This window comes from Indolivaga macrotermitis (genome assembly GCF_900128985.1).
GTDB lineage: Bacteria > Bacteroidota > Bacteroidia > Bacteroidales > Dysgonomonadaceae > Dysgonomonas_A > Dysgonomonas_A macrotermitis.
In genome coordinates, this window is the sequence record NZ_FQUC01000011.1 from 54,003 (window position 1) to 80,346 (window position 26,344).

Consider the following 26,344-nt stretch of genomic DNA (forward strand, 5'->3'; position numbering starts at 1 on the left):
TCTCGTGAGAGAGGAGCCTTTATATGAAGGTTTAGTCTTCTATTTTATGGAGAGAATACAGTGTTGGATAATACTATATAAAGAATATGGTTATTTTAGTGCCTACATCAATAACCGATTCAATCTGATACCGGATATTATTTTTATCTAGTATACGCAGAGCCAATGATAGTCCTATGCCGCTACCTTGTATTTCGTCTGTATTATCGGCCCTGAAAAATGGTTTCCCTATATGGGGCAGTTGTTCTGCCGATATACCGATGCCTCTGTCTTCAATAGAAAGACATAAATCATCGTTGTTTTTATACAGGTAAACTTTGACATTCTCTTTTGGCGAATATTTAACCGCATTCTCTATCAAATTGTAGAGTGAGATCAATAACTGTGTATGATCTATATTTACAAGCATCAATGCCTCATCTTCGGGACTGATTTCGATATTGACCAGAACTTTCGCTGAAGGATGAATATCTTTGATTTTGTGGATGATTTCCCAAATTAATTCATCGATACGAGTTTGGGCGGCTTCTCTTTCGTCTTTTTTCAGATCGGATATGATAATGAGTGTATCCAGTATTTCTTCCATTTGGAATATCTGTTGCATTAGTTTCTCCGATAACTGTTTGTATTCATCAGAGGAACGGTCTTTGATAGAGAACAAATCAATATTTCCGAGCATGGATGCAAGCGGAGTCTTAAACTCATGGAAAACATAGCGTACAAAATTCTTCTGGACGACTACCGTTTCCGATATTTTTGTTAATAAACTGTTGAAGGTATCTATTAAGTCCTGTAGTTCATCTTTAGTTTGAGGGGATTTTATTTGAACATCCAGATTGTTCGTCGATATATTATTGACTTCTGCTATAGCTTCACTAAACGGACGGTATGCAATATTGGCAACCCATCTGCTCAGGAGGACAATAGCCAGAACCCCGGTTAAGAACAAAGGAACCAATATCCACAATAGCAGGTTAAGTTGTGTGTCTAAAACAGACCTGTTTTCTTTTGCAATTACGACAAAGTCCCCTTGATTGTCTTTATAAAAAATACCATAACAGATATATTCACCCGTTTTGAAAGACAGGGAATTGTTTTGTCTTATTTTATCCAGCATGGAAATAGGAATGGAAACTGATTCAGTGCCATAAGCAACCTTGTTATCCATGCCATATACCTGATAGGAAGAATCTGAAACTACTTCTTCAAACTGTGCCCTTATCTTATCGAATTCTTTGGCACTTAATTCGTCTTCTTCCAGATAAAACAATGCCGAAATATAGGCCGTTTTTTTCAGGTTATTGTATATCGTATTTTCTGTGTTTTTATAGTAAAGCCCGTATATCAGAAAAGAGAGAATGGCGAATACAATGCTGAAAATCAACGAGCAAAATAGGCTGAGTCGGGTCTTTACTTTCATGTTAACTCTTTATTCGTTTGATTGTATCATGTAACCACGCCCTTTTATTGTTTTTATAAGTTTGGGTAAATCATCCCTGTCTATCTTATTTCTCAGATAGGAGATATAAACATCCACAATATTCGTATTCGTATCGTAATTCAAACCCCATACGGTATCGAGTAATTGTGTGCGTGAAAGAACCTTATCTTTATTTTCCAACAGTAGTTTGAGTAGCTTGAACTCTTGCAGGGTCAGATTAATATCTTCACCTGCACGTTCTATCTTGTGCCTGTCCACATCCATTTTCAGGTTGCCACATTCGAGCACGTCCGAAGACGAGTTATAACTCAACTTCGTTCTGCGGGTCAATGCATTTATATGTGCCACTAATTCCCTGAAGAGAAATGGTTTTGTGATATAGTCGTCTGCACCGTAATCCAGAGCCTTTATTTTATCTTCGGGGTCGCTGAGTGCGCTTATGACAATAATAGGAGTATTAATCTTTTTATAGCGTGTATATTGCAGAAGCTCGATACCGTCTATCCCGGGAAGCATAATATCGAGCAGAATCATATCCCATTCCCTTTGGCTGATAAGAGTACGGGCTTCAATTCCATTATTTGCCAGAACAACAGAAAAGCCGCTTTCCTCCAAGCCTTTCATCACAAAATCGCTGATCCGGCTATTATCTTCTACTAAAAGTAATTCCATAACTAGAATATTGGAATTATAAAGATAATGATTTCTACGTATTTATTCTTTTAATCTCTTATCTCTCCTGTATGCAAAATAAAATACCTGAGGCAGCACCGTAAATGATAGGATCATACAAATCAGTATTCCACCGACAATCATGATTGCAAGAGGTTTTTGTATTTCGGAACCCATACCATGTGATAGGGCAGCGGGAAGTAATCCCATAGAACCCATGAGGGCGATCATAAGTACCGGACGGATACGGTTACTTACGGCATCGTCAATCGCCAAACGCAGATTTTTGGTTCGTTGCATGCGTTCTTTCATCAAAACAATAAGTAATATACTGTTTATCGCAGTAATCCCGAATAAGATAATGAATCCGATCCCTGCCGATATGCCGAACACTGTGCCTGTGATCCATAGCGAGATAAAGCCTCCGATAAAAGCATAAGGTATGGCACTGGCTGCAATAAGGGTATCTTTAACCGTGCCGAAATTCAGGTAAAGTAAAAAGAGTATAAGTAAAAGTACAGCCGGAATAATTACCATCAGACGGCTAGTTGCCCGTTGCTGGCTTTCGAATTCGCCTGCCCATACCATTTTATTTTCAGTATTGAGATTTACTTTCTCGTTTACTATCTTTTGTGCTTCGGCTATTGTAGACCCCAAGTCTCTGTCGCGAATGCTGAATCCGACTCCTACATACCTGCTACTGCCTTCCCTGTAAATAAAAGTAGGTCCGGTAATAAACTTAATCTCTGCAATTTCTTTCAGAGGGACATTTTTTCCATCCATAGTTGGGATAAGAATGTTCCCGATTTTATCTTCATTGTCGCGATATTCTTTCTGGAAACGGATTTGTACATCAAAAGTACGTTCTTCTTCATAAAATTTGGTCGCAGCTTTTCCTCCAATTGCCATTTCTACAACAGCCTGAGCATCTGCCATCGAAACCGCATAACGAGCCATCTGTGATTCTTCCAGTTTGATCTGAAGTTCGGGTAATCCGATACTGCGGAATACATTAACGTCTTCAACACCTTGTACGTCCTTTATGGCTGCGGCCGTCTGGTCGGCGAGATCTTCTAGCTGATGCAGGTCATTTCCGAAGATTTTTATAACCAGTGCACTTTTCACTCCTGCCACGTATTCTTCCACATTATCCTGTATTGGCTGGCTGAAAGCCAGAATAACACCGGGATAGATATTTATAGAATCGTTTATCTCTGCGATCAGTTCGTCTTTATTTATTTTGCGTTTCCATTCCTTCTCAGGTTTCAGTTGGGCATGAAACTCAATATTGAAAAATCCGGTAGGGTCGGTTCCATCGTTGGGACGTCCTGTCTGCGAAAGTATAAATTGAATCTCATCGAATTGACGGAGTTTTTGTTTCATTTCTTTCGTTACTTTTACCGATTCGTCCAGATTGACGCTGTTAGGTAAGGTTGCTCTGATATAAATCGCTCCCTCATTCATGCTCGGTATAAACTCTGTACCCCAGAATCCAAAACGGACAATGCATATTAATAATAAAAAGCAAAAAGCGATAATTGTTCCTTTCCTGTATTGCGAACTAAATACATATATTTTGTTTAGGTTGTTTATAAAGAAGCGACTAATAAAGTTCGTTTTTTCTTTCAGAGGTTTGGTCAATAATGATTTACACATTACAGGTACGTAAGTAAGGGAAAGGATAAGCGAACCTAACAGTGCATACCCGAGAGTAAAAGCAAGTGGCGAAAACATTTTACCTTCCACTTTCTGGAAAGAGAATATTGGGATCAATGCAACCAAAAGAATTACCTGTGCGAAAAATATATGGGAAGCCACGCTGCCTGCACTCTTTTTTATAATACCGCTTTTCGAAGTCTTGCTAAAACGAATGCCTAATTGCTCGGAGCGTTTTTCCATTGCAACAAACACGGTCTCCACTATTACTAATGTTCCCTCCAGTAATAAGCCGAAATCTAGTGCACCCATTGAGATCAGATTGGCTGGCAATCCCTGAATCCGTAGCATGATAATGGCAAAAAGAAACGATAGCGGAATCACAGTGGCTACAATTAATGTTGTGCGCCAATTGAAAAGGAAAATGAAAACAACTATGGAAACGAGTACTATACCTTCCAAAAGGTTTTTCATCACTGTATGCACTGTGGAATCCACTAATGTTGTACGGTCGAGAAATGGTTCTATTTTGATATCCCCGGGCAGGATTCTGTCGTTAAGTTCGTCTATTTTTACTTTAAGATTGTTGATAACCTCTCCCGGATTTTGTCCTCTCAGCATAATGACGATACCCTGTACTACATCATCTTCGTCATCCAGTCCCACTTGTCCCAATCTGGGTTTGGACGATACACTTACGTTTGCCACTTGTTTCACACGGATGGGGGTACCCCCTTTTACTTCTATCAGGATATTCTCGATATCTTCCACGCTTTCGAGTAGGCCGATACCTCTTACTACATAAGCCTGACTTCCTTTCTGGATAATATCTCCCCCTACATTAATATTACTTTTAGATACGGCATCATATACTTCTAGCGGAGATAAATCATAATTGCTAAGTTCGGCAGGATTTACTTTGATTTCAAACATTTTCTCTTCGCCGCCGAAACTGGCAATGCTGGCAACCCCCGGAACCGAGAGTAATTCGCGTTCGACCACCCATTCGTTTATTGCTGCTACTTCCCTTATAGGCAAATCGCTCTTTAATACATAACGGTATATTTCTCCCGTAGCTCCCGAAGGTGGTTCGATGGAAGATTCTGCTCCCTCAGGCAGTTCCAGCCCTTGCATCCGGTTCGATGAATATTGTTGGGCGAAAAAGTCATCTACACCGTCTTCAAAAATAACCGTAACGACCGATAAGCCGAATAATGAAGTGGAACGTACGTCCGTTTTTCGGGGAATAGTATTCATTTCCTTCATTATAGGCAGCGTTACGAATTTTTCTACCTCTTCGGCGCTTCTTCCCGACCATTGTGTAATGATGCGTACACGTGTATTGGTCACATCAGGATATGCTTCTATCGGAGTATGTATGTAGCAGACAATCCCGGCGATAAATAACAGTACCGTCATGAAAAGTACCAGAATATGATTACGTAAGGAGAATGCTATTATATTTTCTACAAACTTGTGCATAATGTTAGTTCTCTTTTAATCCGGCGTAAATAAGTAATTGATTGCTGATGACTACATCTTCTCCCGATGATAGACCGGAGGCAATATAAGTTGTCTTGTTATTGTGTCCGTGGAGAGTGACCCTTCTCATCTGGAACTTCTCATCCGATTCTTTTACTATGACGAAATACTTATCATCATCAAAGATCAAAGCATCTGATGGAATGGCGATGAATTGGTCGAAAGCTTTGTTTTTCAGTTTTATTACAACCGACATTTCGGGTTTGAGCCTTAAGTCGGTATTGTCCATTACAATGCGAGCTTTCAGAACTCTTTCTTCGGGATCGAATATCTGAGATAATGATGATATCTTACCATGAAAGATTTCTCCGGGATAGGATAAAGTCGTTATGTCTACCTCCATTCCTTCTTTTACAAACTGTAAGTTGCTGGCATATACATTGGCTGTTATCCATACGATAGAAAGATCGGCAACCGTGAACAAGGGTTCTCCGTCAGTAGAAACCGTACTTCCCGAAGAAACGTTTTTACTGACGATAAAGCCTGTCATCGGGGATTTAACCGCAAATTTCCCATTCCCTTTATTTGTGCCATGCACACCTATGTCGGACTGTGTTTTGCTGTATGCAGCCTGCGCCTGTGTAACTTTAGCTTGTGCTTCCAGTAATTCTTTCTCCGAAAGCATATTGTCTTCGTACATGGATTGGGCTGTCTGAAGTTCACGCCGGGCTATTTTCACCTCCGATTCTGCGGATATGGCATCCGACTGAAGGGAGCTAAGATCCGAACTTCTGACATCAAGTAAAGTTTGTCCTTTCTGAACTTTATCTCCCAATGAAAAATAAGCACGGTCGGCAATCCCGTTTACTAGCGATACATAGTTAATAACCTTATCGGGGTCATAATCTACTTTTCCGGTAAGTGTCAGTTCTTCTTTCTGGTTATCCATTCCGGCTTTTATGGTCTTTATATTGTTGAGGAAAGATTGATTTAGTTTATCGGTCTTACCTTCATCCTTATTTGCCTCTCCTTTTTCTGAGCAAGATGCCAGAAGAATAGCACAAATGGCAACTATCGTTTTGATTGTATTTTTCATCTTAATTTATATCTGTTCCTGTAATGTATTGTAATTCTTCGAATTGTATGTCTACCTTCTTTTGGGCATTTAACATCGTCTGCTTATTGGTTCTGTAAGCATCCATAAAATCGATATACTCCAGCATACTTATATTCCTGTTCAACAGATTTTTTGTATATGCTTCGAGCATGCTGTCCAGTTCCGGTAGTAAGCTGTCCTTATTTATTCTTTTGTAAAAATCGTATGCATAAGAATAGTTGTTATAAGCAGCGGCAATCTCGTGGCGAATTGTATTTTGATGTTGTTCTACCAGGTATTGGCTTTGTTCTATATTTAATCGGGCGGCTTTTATATTGCCCTGATTGCGGTTGAAAAACGGGAGATCTATACTAATCCCGACTCCGATGAAATCTTTCCATACACCTCCATACCTGTCGTAAGCGGCACTTATTGTTAAATCGGGTACCCTTAATGATTTTTCGTAATCTAATGATTTTTGATGGAGTTTTGTCTGAAGCCTCATTCCCTTCATGTCTGGTCTTTGTTCCTCTGCTTTTTCTAATAAATCGGAAAGGAGTATCGTTTCGGGTGTTTTGACTGCTTCAAGACTATCTATAATCTGGATATTAACAAGCGGAGGTATATTCAGTAGAATTTTTAATGTTTTTGATTGATCATTTAATTCTGATTGTGTCTCGTTTATTTCGTTCTCTAATTCGAGTAGTGACGATTGTAGCCGTAGTAATTCATTTTTCGCAATATTACCTTGCTGAACCTGTCTTTTGTATGCTTCGACCAATTGCCCTAAAGATTTTTGCTGGTTATTTAATATCCGGAGATAAGATTGGGAGTATTCGATTTCGAAAACAGTTTTTCTCAATTCTGTTTTTAGTCCTCTTAGTACTTCCTCAAATTCTTGTATAGCAATTTCTTTAGAAACTTTTTCCCGTTGTATGAGTTTTCCTCTTTTATTGGCAGTTTGGATCAGTTGTCCTAATTCTACACTGAATTCCGTATTCTTTGCGAACGAAGAGGTTGTCATATCCCTGATTTCATCACGCTGCGATTTTGTGCTCCATAGATTCACATTACTTATAGACAGACTGGGATTATCCCACAGCCTTGCTTGCGAAATTGCAGCATCCGCAATACTAATGTTGTACTTTGTGGCAATCAGGTCAAGATTATTGGCAAGGAATAATGATTCTATCTGTTTTAGATTCAAATCGAGGGTTTGATTTTCTTGAGCATATCCGGAGAGTAAGGTCAAAGAAAACAATACATAAAATAAACACTTCTTCATTAATGCAGTTAATTTTTTGTCACTGCAAATTTATTTTTCAAAGATTAGAAGCTTCTTTAATACGTGTTAGATTGTTGTTAGAACTAGATTAGAATTAGATTAGAAAGGATATGTATTTAGTCTTGATATGGTTTCTCATGTGCTATATTCTGATTACGAATCTATACACACAAAAAAGACGGAATAAGTTTATTATCCCGTCTTTTACTTCTTTTATATTCTTATCTCCTTGTATTTGATCTTGAAGAACTGGAATCCGAATTCGAAGTGGAGCTAGAACTGGAACTAGAGCTGGAATTATTATTGCTGCTATTAGTCGAGTTCGATGTCCGGGTTGTAGTCGTAGTAGTTGTTGTACTGCTATTATTAGTCGTACTGGAGGTTCTGTCCGAACCATATCTGCTATTCGACGTACGTCCTCCCGAATTATTATTAGTGTTGCTATTGTTATTATTATTACTACTCGGGCGACTGTTATTATTGTTGCTGTTATTGTTATCGGTCGGCCTGTTATTATTGCTTGGGCGGCTGTTACTATTGTTATTATTGTTGTTGCTGGGTCTGTTATTGCTGTTATTGCTTGGGCGGCTGTTACTATTGTTATTATTGTTGTTGCTGGGTCTGTTATTGCTGTTATTGCTTGGACGACTATTATTATTGTTATTATTACTTGGACGGTTATTATTGCCCGGACGGTTGTTATTATTGCCCGGACGGTTGTTATTGTTGCTCGGACGATTATTGCTCGGCCTGTTATTGTTTGGTGTGATAATAATAGGGCGTCCGGCAGGTGGTAATATCATCGGAGGAGCAGGTGCAACATACGGCTGGTCGTCGTACAAATACTCATATCCTGTTAGATAATCATTCCAGAATTCAACTGCATATACTTCACCATAATTGTTCCGGTACGAAAGCACTTCCTGAGTTCCATTTTGTGTGAAATTAACAGCCAGTACATTGATCGGTCTTCCGAGATAGTATTCTACCTCCATCTTACTCATACCCGACCTTAGCTGTCCCATATTATCAGAAGACTGATAGGTACCGCAGGCGGTTAGTATGATTGTTATTGTTAATATAAAGATTATTTTTTTCATAATTTTATATGGTTAGTGGCTTTATTTTAATAATTAGAACATGAAAGCATATAAAAGGTTTAATGGACAACTTTTTATTTTATCCATTATTAATAAATATAAGTATGCTTTGGTAATAAAGTGAAATCAAAAGAATGAGTAGTTAGGGTGAAACCGGTTAGTTTATTTCTTTCTGGGAATATTATGATGATGGGTTTCCCTTTTGTTATCAGACAATTTATATTCTACGAGTTTATGATTTTCGAATATAAGTTTGTAGAGACCATTCTGTGGATCAGTATATTCGACGGTTTCAATCAACTGCCGTCCTTCAATTTGGGCATGTAATACCCTGTCGGGTTTTCCAAAAACTTTTTCGACTTCGCTACGCGTCATTCCTAGAGATAACTTGCTGCTATCCAAAGATTTTTTGCTTGCACATGCAGATATAAATATTGTGATAATAGCGATGTATATATATTTACTCATGTTCTTTTCTGCTTCGGTAATTAACTGTAAATATAGAGTTTTTTTGTTAGCGGGCAGATGGTATTGCCGGAAGAAGTGATTATATAAAGTTATTAATGATATAATCGGAAAGGTCTCAGTCTATTTTTTATCTATATAGAAAAAAGAGTTGGTTATGATACAATTATTTGCTGTAATTCTGATAATTAATATAGTTGGTATATTTCTCGGCTGGCTGCTTACCGAGAATGATTGTTGGTCGCTGGCAAAGCTATCCCGCTTATTCGACCGGAAACCATTTAACTGCCGCCCTTGTCTGACCTTTCATTTACTCTGGATAATGTATGGTTGCTTTTCGTTGATCATGCAATCATGGTCATTATGGTTGGTGGGGCTTGTACTGGCATTTATTGTTTTTGGTGGATTATATACAGAAAGCAAGTCGAAAATAGATGAATAAAAATTACTAATAAAAATAAAGAAAGAAAATGGAACAAAAAGAGAAGGTGAAAACCCTTATAGATGATGTGGATTTGACTCACAAGTATAGCATGAGCCGCATTTACGGATTGTATAACGATGTTTTCGGAACGACCGAAACTCCGCAATCGTGTGCCAGCTGCCTTATCCGTAAAGTAAATCAATTGCGGGCATGGTTATCTGAACAAAAGGAAGATAGTGACTGTAAGCAGGTGGTAAAGAAGCGAAGTAAAGCATCAAAAAGCTAAGTCAGGCAAAAAACAAAGCGACGGGAAAAATGATATCCTGTCGCTTTTTATATTATTATTCAGTAATCTGTTTATTCTTCAATGCTGAAGACCAGATATCGGTAAATTTCGATCAAGCGGTCTTTAGTCAGGTCAGCTGCTGTACCCGATGCTATAGGTCCCCATATAGTGCCGCCTCCAGTGTACCGGTCTGATGAGATTAAGCGTATAAGTTGTTTTTCGCTGTCGCGGTATTGTGCCCAGTTATTTTGAGAATCGATGAGGATTGCACGGTCTTCTTCTTTGAGCTTATTCAATAGCATCTGATAGTACTTATTGAGCAATTTGTCGTAACCTTGTTCTGTAAAAACTGAGGCTTTTACCATCCCGGCAGTCGAATAATCTTTATTGAGCATATCTGTAACCTGTTGCTCTATTATCATTGTATCCTGCCGGAACTCAATACTGATAGGATCTTGTAATTCTATATCTTGTGCCGACATATTTACTGTGAGAAAAAAGAAGAGAAGGATATATATTGTTTTACGCATATCTGATATAACTTACATATTTTCAGAGCCGGTATCTTCCGGAAGAGAGCCCGTATAATTAAGTATCTGCCAAAGGTAGGTAAATTATAGCTCGATTTTATCTATTTTTGCTCTGTTTTGTAATTTACGCAAAAAGTATTTGAAATAGTTTTATGAGTAACAATAAAGGATTGAATAAGATATTCTCTTTTTTCGGTAAGAAGAATGAAGAACAAGAAGAATTAGAAGTACAGCCGGTTTATATATCGGAGTTAACCAAAGCTGTACAGGAGGCCATGTGGATGTCGACCGAAGAGGAGCAAAAACAAGCGTTCAGGTTATTAGCGGATAAGTTAGAAGATGACCTATCTGATATAGATAACCTGTCTCAGATTGAGCAGGCTGACTATTTTCAGAACGGAGGCTTTGTATTCGCTATGCTTGGAGATAACGAAAAAGCAATTGAATATTATAGCAGAACCATAGATATAAGCGGAGACAGTGCTTACGCTTATTTAGGACGCGCAAGCGCTTATCGGAATTTAGAAGAATTTCAGAAAGCTGTGATAGACTATAAACGGGCTATCGTGATGGAACCGGACAATGCTGACCTGTATTGTCACTTGGGTGCTACTTACCTGCGTATGGGTGTCTTGGACGAGGCTATTGCAAACTACGATAAAGCTATTGAGATAAATCCTTACAGTGCAGTTAATATTGCAGGAAGGGCGGCTGCCTATCTTGCTAACGGGGAACCGGAGAAAGCATTATCTGACTATGACGAAGCTATAGACTTGGAACCGTTCGATCCGGAATTGTTTTATGGTCGTGCTAATGTACATTTCCTTAATAAAGATTATGCTAAGGTTATAGCAGATTGTGATGAAGCTATAGAAATAAATCCGTCTGAAGGTAAATACTATTATATACGGGCAAATGCTTTACTGGAATCGGGTAATATCGAAGAAGCCATCGATTCGTATACTATTGCTATAGAGCATGAGCCACAAGCTTCGCTGTTCTACTATGGAAGAGGGCAGGCTTATGTTGCAAAAGGAGAGAAGGATAAAGCTTTAGCCGATCTTGAAAAATGTAAAACCTTGGATGAGACTAATCGCCAGCAGGTTGAGGAAATTATAAATAAGATGAATATGAACTAAATACACTGCCGGATTTATAAATCTTGCTTCCTCTTTTCACGGGAGATCAAGGCCTTTCTGGGTTTTAATATTCCTAAGAGGTGCCTGAAAGTTAGCATTGGTGCATAAAATATCATACGGGGCCCTGAAAACTTCATTACTCCCTGTATTCGTGCTCGCATGTCGGGATGGTAGCAGTGAATTGGACAACTCTGGCATAGAGGCTTATTTTCTCCGAAGTGGCATCTGTCAAGCCTTTGATAAGCATATAGACGGAGATTTGAACAGTCCGGACATAACGAATTGTGCGTATGATGTTTTTTCTTACAATATATTTCTATCATCTTACTCACAGTCCTTTTATCTCCTTCATTCATAATTATTGAATATTTTTATAGCCTTTGGCGATTTACTAAAATACAAAAATAAGAAATCTCTTAGACTGGTGAAGAAGGAAAAGAGGCTTTGAATCACTCAAAACCTCTTTGAATTGAATTGCACCATGCTTCTGTAACTAATCATCTTAAACCGAGTATCTTATTAGGTGCAATAGATATTATAGGAAATAATGCTCGGATCTCAAAAATAAGAATATTGAATTTGAGTGAGTTGTTATTTTGTCTCTTTCTCATTAGGAGCCTGTTGTGGAGAACGTTTACCTCCTTTACCTCTGCTTGAGAAATGTTTTTTATCCATTGATTGTTTCTTGCTCGCGTCCAGCATTAACTGCTGTTCGGGTGTCAATACCGATTTTATATCATCGAATTTCGATTTGTTCAAGGCATCTTGTTTTGTTCTATAGTCTTTATTGATGGCCTGTATTTTTTCTTGTTGTTCAGCGCTCAGGTTTAATTTCTGCATCGGATTGCGTTGCTTTTGAGACATTCTTCTTTGATTTCTCTGCTTAGATGCTCTGTCGTTTCTATCGTTCCGTTGCATTCTTTTTTCTTTCAGCTCTTTCATCTTACTTTGCTGTTCGGGAGTAAGCAGAGCCTGTAATTCTGTCTGGCGGTTCTTTGCCAGTTCGCGGCGTTGTTCCGATCTTTTTTCTTTGGTCAGAGAGCTGTCGTTACGTAAAGCTTCTGCTTTTGCTCTGAAATCTTTATTTACAGATTCTACTTTTGCTTTTTGCTCTTCAGTGAGGTTAAGCTCTTTCATCGGCACTCTATTGAAGTCAGGATTCATTCTACCTTTTCTTGGACCTGCAAATGCTCCGAATGATACTGTGGCAAATAATGTTAATGCTATAAATATTTTTTTCATAATTTCTCGTTTTTATTATTCATATATTGTTTATAGTTCTTTAGACTAGGGTGGAAGTTATAGGTTTAATCTTTTTACACTCTTTAATATTTCCGAAGTCTGCTTGTTTTTCGCTGGATCGCTTTTGTTTAGATGTAAATTCATTATAAATCACAGAATAAATTCGTAATTATTTTAACATTATTGGTGCCTAAAAAGTGGAGTTTTTATATTTTGTCTAAAAAAATAGACGAAAATATTTTGTTGTCTAAAAAAATAGACATATGTTTGCTGAGAGAAATAATTACAGTCAAAATATAAGGCAATGCAGTTAACAAAAGCAGAAGAACAGGTGATGCATATCTTGTGGACTTTAGGCGAAGGTACAGTACAAGATATACTAAAAGAGTTTGAAGGAGAAAGCAAACCTGCCCGTACAACTATTGCTACGGTTTTAAATATTCTGGAATCGAAAGAATTTGTGAAACATCATACATCCGGCAGAATCAACATATATTCGCCTGTAGTAACCAAAGAATCTTATTCTAAGGGGCAATTGTTTGGTTTTATAAAGAATTATTTCAACGGGTCATTCTCTGCATTGGCATCGTTTTTTGCAAAGGAGGCAAATCTATCGGTTGAAGAAATGGATGCTTTGCTGGAAGAAGCACGCCAGACATTGACAGACGAAGAAAAGGAAAAACTTAATAAAAAGTGATCTTCTATGAAAGACTTTCTTATACATATAATTTATTCGGGTATATGCCTCAGCCTTTTTTGGATGGTATACCGGTTTTTGTTAAGTAATATAACTTTTTATGCATTCAACCGGCTGTACCTCGTTATAGGTTTGGTCTTATCGTTTGTCCTGCCTTGTTTTGTCATTACTTATGACGTGGTATTAAGCGCTAATATTGTATCACAGCCTGATACAGGATCAGGCTCTCCGGCCGGAAATCCGTTTTCTTATTGGTTGATAGCCGGAATTATTTATATCGCCGGAATTGTGGTATTATTCTTACGAAATCTGAGATCGTATTATTATCTCATTAATTTACTGGGTAAAGGTGAGCGGCTTATGTCCGGTAAATATAAAGTAATAGAAGAAGAGTCTGTAAACTCACCATTTACAGTGTTCAACTGTATTGTGTTGAATACAAGCAGGCTGTCGGGAATAGAGAAAGAGCTTATTCTGAAACACGAAATAGTACATATCGACAAAAAGCATTGGATAGATCTTGTTTGCAGCGAATGCGCATTATTGTTGCAATGGTTCAATCCGGTTGTTTGGTTATATGTATCATCTATAAAAGAGAATCACGAATTTCAGGCGGATAATGCTGTCATAGCACAAGGAGTCTCTCCTGCGTTGTATCGTGCAGTATTGGTTAACCAGAGATTACAGGGCCCGGTGTTTTCTTTTGCCAATTCATTCAGTTTATTAAACAAATCTAATCGTTTAGCTATGATTAAAAAAGAAAAAAGTGCATTATGGAAACGGTCGGCTGTGTTGACTGTACTTCCTTTATTGGGATTATTCTTCTGGGTATCTGCCACACCGCGTTATGTATATGACGCTAATACAGACGAAGTAGTATCTGTTGCTGATTCGACCGAAAAAGTTCCACAGTTTAGAATCTCGCCTGTTGAAGATAAAAACAAATCAGGAAATAAGGATTCGGAAGGGAAAGAGCAATCGGGACAGAATCAGCCATTAGTGATTGTTGATGGAAAGGTGGTTAGTTATAGTGAAATGAATAATATTCTGCCTGATACTATTGATAGAATTGAAGTTCTGAAAGACGAATCGTCGGTCGCAGTCTATGGAGATAGAGGCAAGAATGGAGTAATTATTATCACTCTGAAGAAAAAGTAATTGAAAACATCATTTGTTCAGAAAAGACCGGAAAAATTTCTCCGGTCTTTTTTTATCTATATAGAAAGTATAATTAACAAAATGAATAACTATAAGAAAATGACTATACCGAAAGGAACCCAGTTATGGAAAATAAAAAGTAAGTATGAGGCAAATGTTATTCTTGCTTCACCCCAATTATTAATAGAGGCGGCATACGAATATTTTGCGTGGTGTGATAAACATCCTTTATCGAAACCTGAAGCAGTGAAGTCAGGGCAGGAGTGTGGGCGTATTATTGATGTGCCACTTCGCAGACCTTACTCATTGAAAGGCTTTTGCTTATACATCGGATGTAGCAGTTGTTATCTGAAAGAGTTTAAGAAGAAAGGAGATAGTAATATATTGGAAATAATTGCCCGTATAGAGGATATAATCCATACTCAATTACTGGAGGGGGCTGTTTCCGGGATATTTAATACAAGCATTGTATCCCGGCTATTAGGCGAAATAGAGGATGAAGGATCGCTAACGGATCGCAATAATACAGTTTTCCACATAGAGGTGATAGATCCTCAGGCTAAAGAACAATTATTGCTGCTTAAGGAACGCTTGTCTGCATAAGAGTACTTTTATAATAAGCACTCCATTTATCTTATTTGGTTTATAGTATGCTTTATCATCCCTTTTACCACAATCTTATGAAAAGGGCAGATAGAATAGAAATATATGTGTCCCAACAGATTATGCATCTGTACGGTTGTAATAAGAGAAACGGTTTTTTCCTTACCCGAATTTTTGATGTATGCTGATAAGTAGGCATCCAGATGCTTGTCTGACAGCCGGATAATAGTTTCATTCTCCGACTTTAGTACAACTTTAAACAGATCTGTATCTATGTTGTTTCGGATGCAATCTTCTATTTCCTGAGAATCTGTTTTGTCGCCTTTTAAGCCAACAAGTTTAACTAAGTTGTTGCGGATCTTAAATAATGCACCTATCCATTCGGGACTTTTTGTCCAGAATGCAACTAAAAGGTCATCAGGCGTGATGTCTTTATCCGATTCGAATGTACATTGGAATGAGTCGCTATAATCTGCAGGAAAATAGTTGCGAATCAGTGAATCATCAGGTATAGGTGTTTGTATTATCTTCATCATTACTGATCTTTTATAAATATTAAAGCCCGATCAACCAATAAGTATCGGGCTTTATTTATAAGGTTGAAATATTTTCTTATTTGAATGAGCCAAACATAGATGCTATAATGGCGTCGAATGCTTTTTTCTCTTCTTTTGTATAGGTAAGTTTTGCTGTAACCAATGAATTATTCTTCATCAAAGTTTTCTGGTAAAATATTACTTTATCGTTTTCAACTCCGGCAATAATATAGTTTGTCGGATTAAGTGAGCGCTGAATGACCTGACGACCTTTTGTTTCGGCTGCATCCTGTTCAAAAGCTTCATTGAATGTTAATTCTTTTCCTGTTTTTTTGTCTATCCGTTTGTCTGAATAGATACGCAAACGTGCAGGACCTTTGGCGGGAGCAAATACTTGTTCGCCTGCCGGATCTGTGCTTTCCTGCATTGTTAATAAATCTTTGGGGTATGTTATAGAATATGATAAAGCATCATTTCTGTAACTTCCGGCAGCAACTTTCAGGCTGTCGGCAGCTGTATCCTCAACAGGCTGGGGTGTTTCTTTTTTAGGGCCTCCGCAAGCGGCGAATGAAACCGCTAAAACTAGTATTAACGTACTTCGTAAAAAATTCATGATTGTCAGGTTTAATTTAGATATTGTATTGAATAAAAATCTATCTTTTTGCTAAAGGTAAGAAAAAATATCAAAATCTATCTATACATAAGTATTTACGTTATTAGGCATGTTACATACCGGGTAGTGACATAGCCAACTGCATTAGGTATTTCTCAACATCATTGATACCCACATCTTTTAAGATTACCCGCTTGTTTTCATCCAGTAAGTATATGGTTGGAAATCCCTGAATGTCATACAACCGCTGATTCCATACACTCTGGTCGGGGTCATATCCATTGATCCAGCTATCGGGGATGTGCGATTGGTATTTTTTCCAATCTTCTTCATTCGCCTCCGGTGCATAGGCAAGAACTTTGAGGTCTCCGGAGTCTAACCAATTGTTAATGATTTCCGATTGTTTCAAACGGGCTTCTGCTATTTCACATGCATGACAGCCGGGACTATAAAACATGAGGAGGATAATTTCTGCTTTGATACTGTGGAGTGAGTCCGATTTACTTGAAGTGTCAATAAATCCGATATTAGTGGCTATAGAGTCGACACGGTTTTTCTTTGCCATTGTTAAACTTAGTTCATATCGGTTTTTGTCTGTTTCGGACAGGTTCTTAACAGACAGCAGGTCTTCTAAAACAGCAATAAGATATTCGTCATTACGATACGGAGACCTCGTATTTCCGAGTATATCATTGAAGGCATTGGCCATATGATCATATACTTCTTCGTTCGTCTTTGCTTTTTGCAAAGTTTCTTTTAAGTATATGCTTGCCATTGAGTTGGGGATAGTATTGAGTTGTCCTATATAATTTGTAATTATAGGGAACGTTAATTCCGGATTTTTGAGGTTTTCTGTATTCAGAAAATTAAATTTATCCCAGTAATGCTTTGCCATCCAATCGTTTATTTCCGCTTCTTGAGTCAAATTATCGGGAACCGAAGGGCGTTCGAATTTGGGGTAGGGCAGCCTTATTTGTACCTGTGCTTGAACAGAAGCTGTGCATAATGTGATGAAAATGGCAAATATTGCCATCCGGATTTTTCTGTAATTCATATTATATATTGTCTGACCGTAAACTCTAAATTGTCGGAATAACCGCTTTCTGGAAGGGAACAAATATAAGGGATTCTTTTGTGAAATCTAGATTAAACTTCCTCATTTTCCTCTCTCCAAAAGAAAAACAGGATTATCCGTTGGGGTAATCCTGTTTTCAGAAAGGTCGATCTATAAAGGTAAAATATATTTATTCTTCAAGATTATCATTTTGTCCACTGCTTACTTTCATCAATTTGGTAATGATATCAAGTTGTTTTTGTGCTTTCTCTATCAGCCTTTCATTATTAGGATCAAGAGACATCACTTTCACAAAATCGTCGATACCTTTTTGATATTGTTCAGTTATCTTATACGAAAGACCTCTGTTGAAGTAAGCCTTTGAGTAGTTCGGATTTATTTCAATCGCTTTGCTATAATCCTCTATTGCCGTATTGTGTTTGTTATGGTTATAGAAGATATTAGCTCTGTTGAAATATGTTTCGGCCAGCATCGGGTTTAGGTTTATAGCTTGTGTATAATCCTTTATCGCCAGTTCAAATTCGTGGCGGTTTGTTCTGGCATTACCTCTGTGTAAGAATACCTCTGCATTTTGCGAATCTATATCTATTGCCTTGTCAAATTGGCGGATAGCATCTTCGTAATTTTTCAGGTAAGCATATGCCTGTCCGCATTTGAAATAAGCTTCGGCATTATCAGGCATGTACTGAGGTATCTGCTCGAAGTAGTTTATCGAATCTTCATAATTACCTAATTCAAAACAGGCTGTTGCCATGTTAAGAAGGGCTTGAGGTTCATTATTTGAGTTTTCAGATAGTTTTTGATAATCAGCGAGTGCTTTTTCAAATTGTTTTGTTCTGAAATAGGCTTCTGCTCTGTATTTTAACGCTTCGGTGTTCTCGTTATCCTCTTCTAGTACTTTATCCAGATCAGCTATTGTTTCATTGTATTGGTCTTGCATATAATATGCTACGCCACGTTGAAAATAAGCTTCTGTATTATCCGGATTATTGATAAGTTCATTGCTCAGATAATCGATTGCGACATCGTAATCGCCGATATAGAAGTATGCTGATGCTTTATTGAATAAAGGGGCACTCTCCGGTTGAAGTTCATTTGCTTTATCATAATCGGATATAGCTTCTTCATATAATTCTTTAGCCAGATAGGCGTTTCCTCTTTCTACATATGTATTTGCATTATATGGGTCGAGGCTTATGCTATGGTTAAAGTCGGCAAGTGCCTTGTCTATTTCTTTACGTTGTATAAGTATGCTACCCCGCATATTATATACTTCTGTATTATCGGGGTCAAGTCGCAATACTGTGTTGAAGTTGTCTAAAGCACGGTCGTATTCTTTTTGGTGGAAATATACTAATCCTCGTTGAAGGATTGCCTGTGTATGGTCCGGATCGATGATTAATGTCGCGTTAAAGTCTGTGATAGCTTTATCAGCCTCACCAAGTTTTGCAAATGCCAGTCCACGGTTGAAATGGGCTTCCAGATCATTCGGATTAAAGCGTAATGTATTGTCGAAATCCTCTACTGCTTTACGTAATTCGCCTAGTGCCAGATAAGCTAAACCTCTGTTGAGGTATGCTTTGATATTGTTAGGTTTGATACGTAAAGTTGCTTCATAATTTTCGATAGCCTCATTATATAAGTTCTTGCCACTATAGATCAATCCTCTGCTGAAGTATGCTTTAGCATCATACGGATTCATTTTTAGTACTTTATCATAGTCAACCAAAGCTTTATCAAAGTTTCCTGTGTTGAAGTACGAATTAGCCCGGTTGTAATATGCGTGGCAATATTCGGGATCTAATTCAATCGCTTTGCTATAATCTTCGATAGCACGCTCAAATTGTCCTTTATTGTTATATGCTATACCTCTGCTATAATAAGTTAAAGCATCATTGAGGTTGTAACGGATCGCTTCGTTATAGTTTTCGATTGCCCGTTCGTTGTTGCCTTTATCTGCGTATGCTGCACCCCGGTTGAAATATGCTTCGGCATATGCCGGGTTGATTTTTATAGCTTGTGTATAGTTTTCAATTGCATTATCATTCATGCCTTTGCTGATATATGCTATACCTCTGTTGTAATATGCATCGGCAAACGACGGGTTAAGGGCAATTGCTTTGCCATAGTCTTCGATTGCCTTATCGTATTTTTGACAACTGGTGTATACACTTCCTCTATTATTATATACCTGAGGCTGATTGCCATTGATATTGATCAGTTTGGTATACATGTCAATAGCTTTGGATGTATCGTTGCTTGTATTATATGCCTGTGCCAGATAAAAATATGCCTGATAGAGTAGGGTGCTTTTTGTGTCCGGCTCAACAACGTCATCGCCTTCTATTTTAACAACAAGTTCTTCAAGAGCCGAAATTTTGGCGGTACTGTCCGGTTTGTTAAGTGCATTCTGGATATCGAAGTTGTATGTAGATGTACGTGCATCTTCTTTAATGTCCTCTCCGATCTTTTCTACTTTAGATAGGGTTGTCTCTACTTTGCCTAGGGCATTTTCTATTTCCAGACGCTTATTATCTATTTCCTGGGTTTTGGCATCTATCTCTTGAGACTTGGCATCTATTTCGTCTTTGCGGGCATCTATTTCTTGCTTGTGAGTTTCTATCTCTTTTTTCTTGATATCTATTTCATCATTTTTGACGGCTATCTCAAATAAAGTTTCTTCGACAGCTTTCATCCGGTCTTTTAGTTCGATAAATACAAGGAATAAGAAGATGATGGTTAACAGAACCAATATAGCTGCCCATACGAATAGCAGGTTAATTGTATTATTTGCTGTTTTAACCAGAGTATCGGTATACTCGACCAATTTAGCAGATGCTTGTTTAATGATAAGGTCTTCAGCTCTTTGGGCTTTTTCGTTTTTGGCTGTGTTTATGCTGTCTATGTATTGGCGTCCTACCTGATCGTTAGCAACTACATATTGGCTATTATCATTTAGCAGACCTAATAATTCACGAGTTTCCTTATTGTTCTGCTCTGCCCTTTCAACTATGTTCTTAGTATTCAGGTAACTAATTCCTCCTGCTATTATTGTTATAATAATGAGGATGCAGGTAAACCATCCGAAGCTGATAAACCGAGAATTCTTTTTTGAGTGTTCATTAGCCATAATTATAGCTTTCTAATATTTAATATATTAATATTGGGTGTTTTATTTCAATATAATATAAAGGCTTGGTGCTGTTTTGAGTATTAATAATAGATGTATCATTTGTTATACTCCGTTTTTTGATGTGTTGTTTTTATCAAAAATATTTAGCTTTCGCCTTTTATCCCTGTTAATGAGGACAAAAATAGCAAAAATATTAACAGATGTCGTTTTTTGTTTTAAAAAAGTGAATTGTATCTTGGTATAAACTATATTTGTATAGTCAAGAATAACCTGTCTGATACATATTCTTCTATACTGATATTGTATAGTGGTTTGAACTAATTCTATCTCTGAGAGATAAAAAATATCAAAATATGAGAAAAGAAAAAGTCGTTTTATTCTTATTGTTGATTTTAACGATTCTGGCTACAACTTCCTGTGGAAGCCGTAAAGTACTCTATAACCCTTCGGAAGTCAGGGACTTGTCGAGAAAGTTAAATGTGCCGATCAGTAATGATGACCCTAATATGCCATTGTATGTAGAGTCGTCTTTTTGGTTGGGTACACCTTACCGGTATGGTGGTAATTCGAAGTCGGGTACTGATTGTTCCGGATTTGTAGGACAAGTATTCCAAAAAGTGTATGGTAAAAAATTAGACCGTTCGTCTGATGGTCAGGCAAAAAACAATGTACATAAGGTTGGTAAAGGCAGTTTGAAAACCGGAGATCTTGTGTTTTTCAGAACAGCCCGTAAATCTAAAAAAATAGATCATGTGGGCATTTTCTTAAAAGATGGTTATTTTATTCATGCTTCAACTTCGAAAGGCGTGATTGTCAGTAGTCTCGATGAAGAATATTATAAGCGGACCTGGCAAAAAGGAGGCCGAGTGAAATAGCCGGACAACTCCTCTGACAGATATTATCCGGCTTGTACTTAGTTAATTAATACTCAGAACATCTTAATGTATATTGACGGCGGTTGCGAAAATCGCGTTGACGGCGTATGTCCCGCCGGATTTTAGAAATAGTAGCAGATATGTCTGATACCGTAATGTTTGTTAATTTTGACAGCTCTGAGTAGTTTACCGCAGGTTTTAGTCTGACATACATTTTAAATAATTCAAACTCCTGAACGGGGTATCGTTGGTAAACGTAGTGGAAAATGTCTTGTTCGAGAACCGATTTAAACCGGATTAACTCTTCGTCACTTTCAGTATTATCTATTTCGTCGTGACTGTCGATCGAAATCATTGTACCTTGTGTGTCAATAAATACTTTCTGCATAAAGTTGGTAAAGAATGCTCTGTGAAAATAGGCTTTGTAATCGCTTATCTCAAGGCCTCCGAACCGGATTTTATCGAATATTCGCATAAAGGTGTCATTAAGGATATCTTCGTCATAGGTATCTTTGCGTATCAGTTCTGTTTGTATCCGGCTATACCATACTCCGAACCAAGTGGCAAAATTGTCTGCTTTTGTTTGGTTTTCGGGCGTTGCGATGGAATCCTGATTTATTTTGATGTACTTTTTTCCTTTGTTATTGGCTCCGCTGTTTCCTAATCTCATAATATTTATGTTTTAACTGTTTGTGTATGTCTGATTTGTATTTGATGGATAATACGTGTTAACTTGTCCATTACTTTAAGAATCAAGCATATTGCCCATATTCGATTTGTTCTACCGGAGCTAGGTTTCTTCTGATATTCTGTATCCGCTTTATTATAATATCTGCATCAGGATGATCTGCTCTAATCTGTACAATAGTTGATGCATCGAGCCGGACTGATTTTAGTTTTTTAGGGCGTTTATTGATCCGGTCTATTAATTTTTGTGCTTTGCGGATAGCTCTTTGTTCGTCAAATGTGGTGTAATCTCGTCTTTTTTTCATGTTAAATGTTTTTTTTGATGTAAAGTTTTTTGTTTGTGTAAGAATAGAGAGTCTGTCTTTTAGCTTGCATGCCTGAAATATTCGGCATACCGTTCGAAAAGCTCCTTGTCTTCGTAATAGCGTTCCATTGCTTGTTCTTCATTGTAATCGTATAAGTTGTCAATCGGGGTGCTTTCATTCTCAAAAGCTGCATTCCAGAGAATTTCTTCGGTTGTCATAAGTGTTGTGTTTAGTTCTATTTTGATATTCGATATTTCGTTTGTTATTTTTGTTTTTATATTTATTTTCTTATCTTTGTCATGTTTGATAATACAAATATATTCGAAAAACCGAACATGCGCAAGTGTTTTTTTAATTAAATGTTCGATTTATCGAATATTTAGAAATGTTTCTAAATAAGATGTTATGAAAGGTTCTATAAACGAACGGATTAAGATGATAGTTGATCAAAGTGGTAAGTCTGTAAGGGCTTATGCCGAGTTCGCAGGCATTGCCCAAACTACTCTGAATGACTGTATAAAAGGAGCGACTGAACCGAAATTCGGGTTGATAGATCGAGTGATGAACGCTGAACCGAATATTAATCCCGATTGGCTTTTAACAGGTAAGGGGAGCATACGGCGCCAGCTTGACCCGGAAAGAAAAGATGCTTCACAAATGCTTTTGAATGATGATCAGGAGCCATATTTTGTTAACAGTTCGGGTGTTAAATATTTTGAGATGCCTAACGGGCGCTTTCGTATGCGCGTACCTATGGTGCCTGTAAAAGCTTATGCTAAATACGTAGACGAGTATCGTGATGCTGAGTTTGTTAACGATCTTGAAGAAGTCGAGTTTATAGTCGATAAAATAGGTTTAGGGCGTTATTTCGCATTTGAAATCAAAGGAGATAGTATGGATGATGGTTCTAAGCGAAGCCTGAGTGATAAAGATATTGTTCTCGCCCGCGAATTATCTCCCGATTATTGGAGGGATAAGTTGCATAATGAAGAATTTCCTTTCTGGATTATAGCATTAGATTCTACCATTGTCTGTAAGCAGATTGTGGCACAGAACCTTGAGCGGTGTGAGATAACATGTCATTCGCTGAATGTATCTCCCGAGTATGCCGATTTTACGGTAAGCCTGAATGATGTGCGGCAATTATGCAATATTGTAGCTCGTCAATCAAATCAATTTTAACAATCAGACTCTGTCTTCGATTATCAATTACAAAACTATATGTTAAGAATTTAAGGTACTGCCAGGATCTTTTGTGGAAAGATATTTGTTTAGTCGATAAAATAGTTATATTTGTGATAAAAGCACCCATTTCAGAAAGATAGGGTGCTTTTTACATAGAATAGAACACTAGTTATTCGCATAGAAATCTAAAACAACAAATGATTTCTTTTCTTTGAAAGGTTAATGCTCTAATAAAGTATAATAACTATATTTGTAACGAATATATGAATTTTGGAATTGTGTCTTATTTATCCGTATTTATTATTTTTATTTATTAATAATATTTAGTGAAGCCGATCCTTGTTATGCTTATATTTTGTTAAAATATAAGTGGGAAACGAACTTCATCTAAATTTATATCCTTTAAACTATAGATCGTTTATTATCAATGTTTCGGAAGTAGTATTATTAATATAAATCTAGCTATACTGACTTTCTTTACCCGAAAAGTATTTGTACTTAAATATGAAGACTTTTGTATATAATTTGAATATTGAAAATGAAGAAAAACACAGCAATTCTCGGTATAGACATACAAAATGACTTTACCCGACCAACAGGTCGACTATATGTGCCGGGAGCCGAAAACGATGTATGGCGTATGTATGCCTTTATGGAAGAATGCGGTCAGGCAATTGACTATGTTGCACTGAGCCTCGATTCGCATCAGCCAATACATATTGCCAATCAATGTTATTGGAGCGACCCCGAAGGATATCCTCCTGCACTGTTTACGGTTATCACAGCTCAGGATGTTGAGCAAGGTCAGTGGAGGCCTTTGTTCAATAAAGATATAGCACTAGACTATCTTATTCAGTTAGAGAAAAACAAGCAAGTATGTACGATATGGCCTGCACATTGTATTGCAGGTAGTAGCGGATGGGCATTGAATGAGTCTTTATACAAGGCGCTTCATGCATGGTCGGTGCTTTACAATCGTAAATACGAGCTATTCTTTAAGGGAGGCCATCAGGCAACTGAACATTACAGTATATTTAAGGCTGCGGTGGAATTTCCCGATTGTGAGGAAACAAAGTTTAATACGAAGTTGTTGAATAAATTGAATTCGTTCGATCGGATTCTGGTTATGGGTGAGGCAGCAGACTTTTGTGTCATTAACTCATTGGTAGATATGGTTGAGGCCGAACCTGATATTGCCCCCCGTACAATAGTGCTGGCGGATTGTATGTCGTGGATAGATCCTAACAATATGAAGGTAATGGTGCGTTTCAGTGAAATTGCCGAGCAGGGAGTCCGCTTTATGACTACAACCGAATTTAAGGCAACCGAACTGAAATAAGCGAAGACTTAAGTCTGTCCGGTTCTATGTATATTGCCGCCTGTTATTGATGCTGCAATAGTATATTGTTTTGATTGATATAAAAAAAAGAATCGCTATGAGGCTTACCTACATTTATCATAGCTGCTATACGATAGAGGCGGCTAACTTTACGATGATAATAGATTATTACAAAGATTCTATTAATGAATCGCAGGGAGTGATTCACGATCGTATCTTGCACCGTCCATATCCTTTGTATGTACTGGTGTCGCATGGTCATCATGATCATTTTAATCCGGAGATATTGAAGTGGAAAGAACAGCGCAGCGATATCAGGTATATCTTTTCGGAAGATTTACGCTCTTTACTGGAAGGTGATACAGAGGATATTTACTTCATGTCGAAAGATGATATCTATAACGATGATTTGATTACTGTTCACGCTTACGGATCTACCGATTTGGGGATATCGTTTAAAATCATCCGGGGAACAAATGTATTATTCCATGCCGGAGACCTCAATAACTGGCATTGGAATGAAGAATCAACTGATAAAGAAATAGAAGAAGCCGAAGATTTCTATATGAAGGAGCTGAATCATATCTCGGATTCGACACCACATGTAGGGTTGGCTATGTTTCCTGTTGACCCTCGTTTGGGAAAAGATTATCTGAAAGGAGCCGAACAATTTCTGTCTAAAATAGAAACAAGGTTGATAGCTCCTATGCACTTTGATATGGAATACGAAAAGGCGGCAGCATTAGAAAAAGTTGCAGCAAAGTTTGGAGCAGAGGCTTTTATTCCTCGTAAAAGAGGAGAAATATATACCGGAGAAGTATAAGCCGAGGGTAGGGTGCAAAAATAAATTTAAACTGCTATTTTTGTACGTGCATTCGCGTGGTTACATAACTTAACAAAAATATCAATCATTATGCAAATCAAAGCTAAATTCGATCACTTTAATATAAATGTTACAGATTTAGATCGAAGTATTCAATTCTATGAAAAGGCTTTAGGGTTAAAAGAAGCACGCCGTAAATCAGCGTCTGATGGATCTTTTATTCTTGTGTATTTATCAGATGGGGTGAGCCCGTTTCTTCTGGAACTGACTTGGTTGAAAGACCATTCCCAGGCTTATGAACTGGGGGAAAACGAAAGCCACCTTTGTTTTCGTGTAGCAGGCGATTATGACGAGATCCGTAAATATCACAAAGAGATGAATTGTGTTTGTTTCGAGAACCATTCGATGGGGCTTTATTTTATAAGTGATCCGGATGATTACTGGATCGAAGTATTGCCCGAAATTAAATGATCGGTTCGCTCTGAATACAAAAAAAG

The 26,344-nt window shown here is 37.6% G+C and carries 28 protein-coding genes; 11 read left to right on the top strand and 17 right to left on the bottom strand.

The window, feature by feature from the left end; all coding sequences use genetic code 11:
- Positions 1 to 73: 73 nt before the first annotated feature.
- The 7 genes from BUC12_RS13875 to BUC12_RS13905 form a co-directional block, all read right to left on the bottom strand.
- Entirely contained in the window at positions 74 to 1,420 is a 1,347-nt protein-coding gene (locus BUC12_RS13875; protein WP_062179076.1) for a sensor histidine kinase, read from the bottom strand.
- A 9-nt stretch (positions 1,421 to 1,429) separates the two neighbouring features.
- Positions 1,430 to 2,113, bottom strand: coding sequence for a response regulator transcription factor (locus BUC12_RS13880; protein ID WP_062179073.1), 684 nt, complete (start codon positions 2,111 to 2,113; stop codon positions 1,430 to 1,432).
- A gap of 42 nt (positions 2,114 to 2,155) precedes the next feature.
- Positions 2,156 to 5,251: an efflux RND transporter permease subunit gene (locus BUC12_RS13885; protein ID WP_062179069.1), complete on the bottom strand. Its 3,096-nt coding sequence runs from the start codon at positions 5,249 to 5,251 to the stop codon at positions 2,156 to 2,158.
- Between the two features lie 4 nt (positions 5,252 to 5,255).
- Positions 5,256 to 6,347, bottom strand: coding sequence for an efflux RND transporter periplasmic adaptor subunit (locus BUC12_RS13890; RefSeq protein WP_062179066.1), 1,092 nt, complete (start codon positions 6,345 to 6,347; stop codon positions 5,256 to 5,258).
- Between the two features lies 1 nt (position 6,348).
- Positions 6,349 to 7,632 carry a TolC family protein gene (locus BUC12_RS13895; protein WP_062179063.1) on the bottom strand — a complete coding sequence of 428 codons (1,284 nt, stop codon included), beginning with the start codon at positions 7,630 to 7,632 and terminating at the stop codon, positions 6,349 to 6,351.
- Positions 7,633 to 7,853: 221 nt separating this feature from the next.
- Positions 7,854 to 8,732: a lipoprotein gene (locus BUC12_RS20090; RefSeq protein WP_062179059.1), complete on the bottom strand. Its 879-nt coding sequence runs from the start codon at positions 8,730 to 8,732 to the stop codon at positions 7,854 to 7,856.
- 162 nt (positions 8,733 to 8,894) lie between these two features.
- Complete coding sequence (locus BUC12_RS13905; protein ID WP_062179056.1) at positions 8,895 to 9,200, bottom strand: hypothetical protein; 306 nt, start codon at positions 9,198 to 9,200, stop codon at positions 8,895 to 8,897.
- Between the two features lie 154 nt (positions 9,201 to 9,354).
- On the opposite strand from BUC12_RS13905, the gene BUC12_RS13910 reads away from it, so the two are divergent.
- Positions 9,355 to 9,639 (top strand): hypothetical protein, encoded by a 285-nt coding sequence (locus BUC12_RS13910; RefSeq protein ID WP_062179053.1) that lies wholly within the window; start codon positions 9,355 to 9,357, stop codon positions 9,637 to 9,639.
- Between the two features lie 28 nt (positions 9,640 to 9,667).
- Complete coding sequence (locus BUC12_RS13915; protein ID WP_062179050.1) at positions 9,668 to 9,907, top strand: hypothetical protein; 240 nt, start codon at positions 9,668 to 9,670, stop codon at positions 9,905 to 9,907.
- Positions 9,908 to 9,978: 71 nt separating this feature from the next.
- Here BUC12_RS13915 and BUC12_RS13920 read toward each other — a convergent pair whose 3' ends face one another.
- On the bottom strand, positions 9,979 to 10,437 hold the full coding sequence (locus tag BUC12_RS13920) for a lysozyme inhibitor LprI family protein (RefSeq protein WP_062179047.1): 459 nt from the start codon (positions 10,435 to 10,437) through the stop codon (positions 9,979 to 9,981).
- A gap of 152 nt (positions 10,438 to 10,589) precedes the next feature.
- On the opposite strand from BUC12_RS13920, the gene BUC12_RS13925 reads away from it, so the two are divergent.
- Positions 10,590 to 11,576 carry a tetratricopeptide repeat protein gene (locus tag BUC12_RS13925; protein WP_062179044.1) on the top strand — a complete coding sequence of 329 codons (987 nt, stop codon included), beginning with the start codon at positions 10,590 to 10,592 and terminating at the stop codon, positions 11,574 to 11,576.
- A gap of 14 nt (positions 11,577 to 11,590) precedes the next feature.
- Here the strand turns inward: BUC12_RS13925 and BUC12_RS13930 are convergent, their stop codons facing one another.
- Positions 11,591 to 11,932: a nitrous oxide-stimulated promoter family protein gene (locus BUC12_RS13930; protein WP_073357319.1), complete on the bottom strand. Its 342-nt coding sequence runs from the start codon at positions 11,930 to 11,932 to the stop codon at positions 11,591 to 11,593.
- Positions 11,933 to 12,167: 235 nt separating this feature from the next.
- Entirely contained in the window at positions 12,168 to 12,818 is a 651-nt protein-coding gene (locus BUC12_RS13935) for a hypothetical protein (RefSeq protein WP_062179039.1), read from the bottom strand.
- 304 nt (positions 12,819 to 13,122) lie between these two features.
- On the opposite strand from BUC12_RS13935, the gene BUC12_RS13940 reads away from it, so the two are divergent.
- The 3 genes from BUC12_RS13940 (at position 13,123) to BUC12_RS13950 (ending at position 15,276) form a co-directional block, all read left to right on the top strand.
- On the top strand, positions 13,123 to 13,515 hold the full coding sequence (locus BUC12_RS13940) for a BlaI/MecI/CopY family transcriptional regulator (protein WP_062179035.1): 393 nt from the start codon (positions 13,123 to 13,125) through the stop codon (positions 13,513 to 13,515).
- Positions 13,516 to 13,521: 6 nt separating this feature from the next.
- Complete coding sequence (locus tag BUC12_RS13945) at positions 13,522 to 14,673, top strand: M56 family metallopeptidase (protein ID WP_062179032.1); 1,152 nt, start codon at positions 13,522 to 13,524, stop codon at positions 14,671 to 14,673.
- A gap of 81 nt (positions 14,674 to 14,754) precedes the next feature.
- Positions 14,755 to 15,276: a terminase small subunit gene (locus BUC12_RS13950; protein ID WP_139262064.1), complete on the top strand. Its 522-nt coding sequence runs from the start codon at positions 14,755 to 14,757 to the stop codon at positions 15,274 to 15,276.
- Positions 15,277 to 15,302: 26 nt separating this feature from the next.
- Here the strand turns inward: BUC12_RS13950 and BUC12_RS13955 are convergent, their stop codons facing one another.
- The 4 genes from BUC12_RS13955 to BUC12_RS13970 all read right to left on the bottom strand — a co-directional run bounded on the left by BUC12_RS13955 (position 15,303) and on the right by BUC12_RS13970 (position 20,630).
- Positions 15,303 to 15,812 carry a DUF2867 domain-containing protein gene (locus BUC12_RS13955; protein ID WP_082141896.1) on the bottom strand — a complete coding sequence of 170 codons (510 nt, stop codon included), beginning with the start codon at positions 15,810 to 15,812 and terminating at the stop codon, positions 15,303 to 15,305.
- 76 nt (positions 15,813 to 15,888) lie between these two features.
- Positions 15,889 to 16,425, bottom strand: a complete 537-nt coding sequence (locus tag BUC12_RS13960) for a hypothetical protein (RefSeq protein WP_062179021.1) — start codon at positions 16,423 to 16,425, stop codon at positions 15,889 to 15,891.
- A gap of 112 nt (positions 16,426 to 16,537) precedes the next feature.
- Positions 16,538 to 17,479: a DUF5106 domain-containing protein gene (locus BUC12_RS13965; RefSeq protein WP_062179018.1), complete on the bottom strand. Its 942-nt coding sequence runs from the start codon at positions 17,477 to 17,479 to the stop codon at positions 16,538 to 16,540.
- A gap of 190 nt (positions 17,480 to 17,669) precedes the next feature.
- Complete coding sequence (locus BUC12_RS13970; protein WP_062179015.1) at positions 17,670 to 20,630, bottom strand: tetratricopeptide repeat protein; 2,961 nt, start codon at positions 20,628 to 20,630, stop codon at positions 17,670 to 17,672.
- A 356-nt stretch (positions 20,631 to 20,986) separates the two neighbouring features.
- On the opposite strand from BUC12_RS13970, the gene BUC12_RS13975 reads away from it, so the two are divergent.
- The gene (locus tag BUC12_RS13975) at positions 20,987 to 21,508 is read left to right on the top strand and encodes a C40 family peptidase (protein WP_062179012.1); all 522 of its coding nucleotides are present in this window, start codon (positions 20,987 to 20,989) and stop codon (positions 21,506 to 21,508) included.
- A 46-nt stretch (positions 21,509 to 21,554) separates the two neighbouring features.
- On the opposite strand, the gene BUC12_RS13980 is transcribed toward BUC12_RS13975, so the two are convergent.
- From BUC12_RS13980 to BUC12_RS20095, 3 genes are all read right to left on the bottom strand, one after another.
- Positions 21,555 to 22,178: a hypothetical protein gene (locus BUC12_RS13980; protein ID WP_062179009.1), complete on the bottom strand. Its 624-nt coding sequence runs from the start codon at positions 22,176 to 22,178 to the stop codon at positions 21,555 to 21,557.
- Between the two features lie 82 nt (positions 22,179 to 22,260).
- The gene (locus BUC12_RS13985) at positions 22,261 to 22,500 is read right to left on the bottom strand and encodes a hypothetical protein (protein ID WP_062179006.1); all 240 of its coding nucleotides are present in this window, start codon (positions 22,498 to 22,500) and stop codon (positions 22,261 to 22,263) included.
- A gap of 59 nt (positions 22,501 to 22,559) precedes the next feature.
- Positions 22,560 to 22,718, bottom strand: a complete 159-nt coding sequence (locus BUC12_RS20095; protein WP_157257515.1) for a hypothetical protein — start codon at positions 22,716 to 22,718, stop codon at positions 22,560 to 22,562.
- Positions 22,719 to 22,905: 187 nt separating this feature from the next.
- Between BUC12_RS20095 and BUC12_RS13990 the strand changes: the two genes are divergently transcribed.
- The 4 genes from BUC12_RS13990 to BUC12_RS14005 all read left to right on the top strand — a co-directional run bounded on the left by BUC12_RS13990 (position 22,906) and on the right by BUC12_RS14005 (position 26,318).
- Positions 22,906 to 23,682 carry an XRE family transcriptional regulator gene (locus BUC12_RS13990; protein ID WP_062179004.1) on the top strand — a complete coding sequence of 259 codons (777 nt, stop codon included), beginning with the start codon at positions 22,906 to 22,908 and terminating at the stop codon, positions 23,680 to 23,682.
- 541 nt (positions 23,683 to 24,223) lie between these two features.
- On the top strand, positions 24,224 to 25,024 hold the full coding sequence (locus BUC12_RS13995; protein WP_062179001.1) for a cysteine hydrolase family protein: 801 nt from the start codon (positions 24,224 to 24,226) through the stop codon (positions 25,022 to 25,024).
- Between the two features lie 97 nt (positions 25,025 to 25,121).
- Positions 25,122 to 25,847 (top strand): MBL fold metallo-hydrolase, encoded by a 726-nt coding sequence (locus tag BUC12_RS14000; RefSeq protein WP_062178996.1) that lies wholly within the window; start codon positions 25,122 to 25,124, stop codon positions 25,845 to 25,847.
- 90 nt (positions 25,848 to 25,937) lie between these two features.
- Entirely contained in the window at positions 25,938 to 26,318 is a 381-nt protein-coding gene (locus BUC12_RS14005) for a VOC family protein (protein WP_062178993.1), read from the top strand.
- Positions 26,319 to 26,344 lie beyond the last annotated feature (26 nt).

Bases quoted from the DNA above. Each gene is read 5' to 3' on its own strand.
- BUC12_RS13955 (WP_082141896.1), bottom strand. From the start codon at position 15,812: ATGATGAAGATAATACAAACACCTATACCTGATGATTCACTGATTCGC.
- BUC12_RS13910 (WP_062179053.1), top strand. From the start codon at position 9,355: ATGATACAATTATTTGCTGTAATTCTGATAATTAATATAGTTGGTATA.
- BUC12_RS13895 (WP_062179063.1), bottom strand. From the start codon at position 7,632: ATGAAGAAGTGTTTATTTTATGTATTGTTTTCTTTGACCTTACTCTCC.
- BUC12_RS13925 (WP_062179044.1), top strand. From the start codon at position 10,590: ATGAGTAACAATAAAGGATTGAATAAGATATTCTCTTTTTTCGGTAAG.
- BUC12_RS13960 (WP_062179021.1), bottom strand. From the start codon at position 16,425: ATGAATTTTTTACGAAGTACGTTAATACTAGTTTTAGCGGTTTCATTC.
- BUC12_RS13890 (WP_062179066.1), bottom strand. From the start codon at position 6,347: ATGAAAAATACAATCAAAACGATAGTTGCCATTTGTGCTATTCTTCTG.
- BUC12_RS13915 (WP_062179050.1), top strand. From the start codon at position 9,668: ATGGAACAAAAAGAGAAGGTGAAAACCCTTATAGATGATGTGGATTTG.
- BUC12_RS13990 (WP_062179004.1), top strand. From the start codon at position 22,906: ATGAAAGGTTCTATAAACGAACGGATTAAGATGATAGTTGATCAAAGT.
- BUC12_RS13940 (WP_062179035.1), top strand. From the start codon at position 13,123: ATGCAGTTAACAAAAGCAGAAGAACAGGTGATGCATATCTTGTGGACT.
- BUC12_RS13920 (WP_062179047.1), bottom strand. From the start codon at position 10,437: ATGCGTAAAACAATATATATCCTTCTCTTCTTTTTTCTCACAGTAAAT.
- BUC12_RS14005 (WP_062178993.1), top strand. From the start codon at position 25,938: ATGCAAATCAAAGCTAAATTCGATCACTTTAATATAAATGTTACAGAT.
- BUC12_RS20095 (WP_157257515.1), bottom strand. From the start codon at position 22,718: ATGACAACCGAAGAAATTCTCTGGAATGCAGCTTTTGAGAATGAAAGC.
- BUC12_RS13985 (WP_062179006.1), bottom strand. From the start codon at position 22,500: ATGAAAAAAAGACGAGATTACACCACATTTGACGAACAAAGAGCTATC.
- BUC12_RS13875 (WP_062179076.1), bottom strand. From the start codon at position 1,420: ATGAAAGTAAAGACCCGACTCAGCCTATTTTGCTCGTTGATTTTCAGC.
- BUC12_RS13965 (WP_062179018.1), bottom strand. From the start codon at position 17,479: ATGAATTACAGAAAAATCCGGATGGCAATATTTGCCATTTTCATCACA.
- BUC12_RS13975 (WP_062179012.1), top strand. From the start codon at position 20,987: ATGAGAAAAGAAAAAGTCGTTTTATTCTTATTGTTGATTTTAACGATT.
- BUC12_RS13995 (WP_062179001.1), top strand. From the start codon at position 24,224: ATGAAGAAAAACACAGCAATTCTCGGTATAGACATACAAAATGACTTT.
- BUC12_RS13905 (WP_062179056.1), bottom strand. From the start codon at position 9,200: ATGAGTAAATATATATACATCGCTATTATCACAATATTTATATCTGCA.
- BUC12_RS14000 (WP_062178996.1), top strand. From the start codon at position 25,122: ATGAGGCTTACCTACATTTATCATAGCTGCTATACGATAGAGGCGGCT.
- BUC12_RS13935 (WP_062179039.1), bottom strand. From the start codon at position 12,818: ATGAAAAAAATATTTATAGCATTAACATTATTTGCCACAGTATCATTC.
- BUC12_RS13970 (WP_062179015.1), bottom strand. From the start codon at position 20,630: ATGGCTAATGAACACTCAAAAAAGAATTCTCGGTTTATCAGCTTCGGA.
- BUC12_RS13885 (WP_062179069.1), bottom strand. From the start codon at position 5,251: ATGCACAAGTTTGTAGAAAATATAATAGCATTCTCCTTACGTAATCAT.
- BUC12_RS20090 (WP_062179059.1), bottom strand. From the start codon at position 8,732: ATGAAAAAAATAATCTTTATATTAACAATAACAATCATACTAACCGCC.
- BUC12_RS13930 (WP_073357319.1), bottom strand. From the start codon at position 11,932: ATGAATGAAGGAGATAAAAGGACTGTGAGTAAGATGATAGAAATATAT.
- BUC12_RS13945 (WP_062179032.1), top strand. From the start codon at position 13,522: ATGAAAGACTTTCTTATACATATAATTTATTCGGGTATATGCCTCAGC.
- BUC12_RS13980 (WP_062179009.1), bottom strand. From the start codon at position 22,178: ATGAGATTAGGAAACAGCGGAGCCAATAACAAAGGAAAAAAGTACATC.
- BUC12_RS13880 (WP_062179073.1), bottom strand. From the start codon at position 2,113: ATGGAATTACTTTTAGTAGAAGATAATAGCCGGATCAGCGATTTTGTG.
- BUC12_RS13950 (WP_139262064.1), top strand. From the start codon at position 14,755: ATGAATAACTATAAGAAAATGACTATACCGAAAGGAACCCAGTTATGG.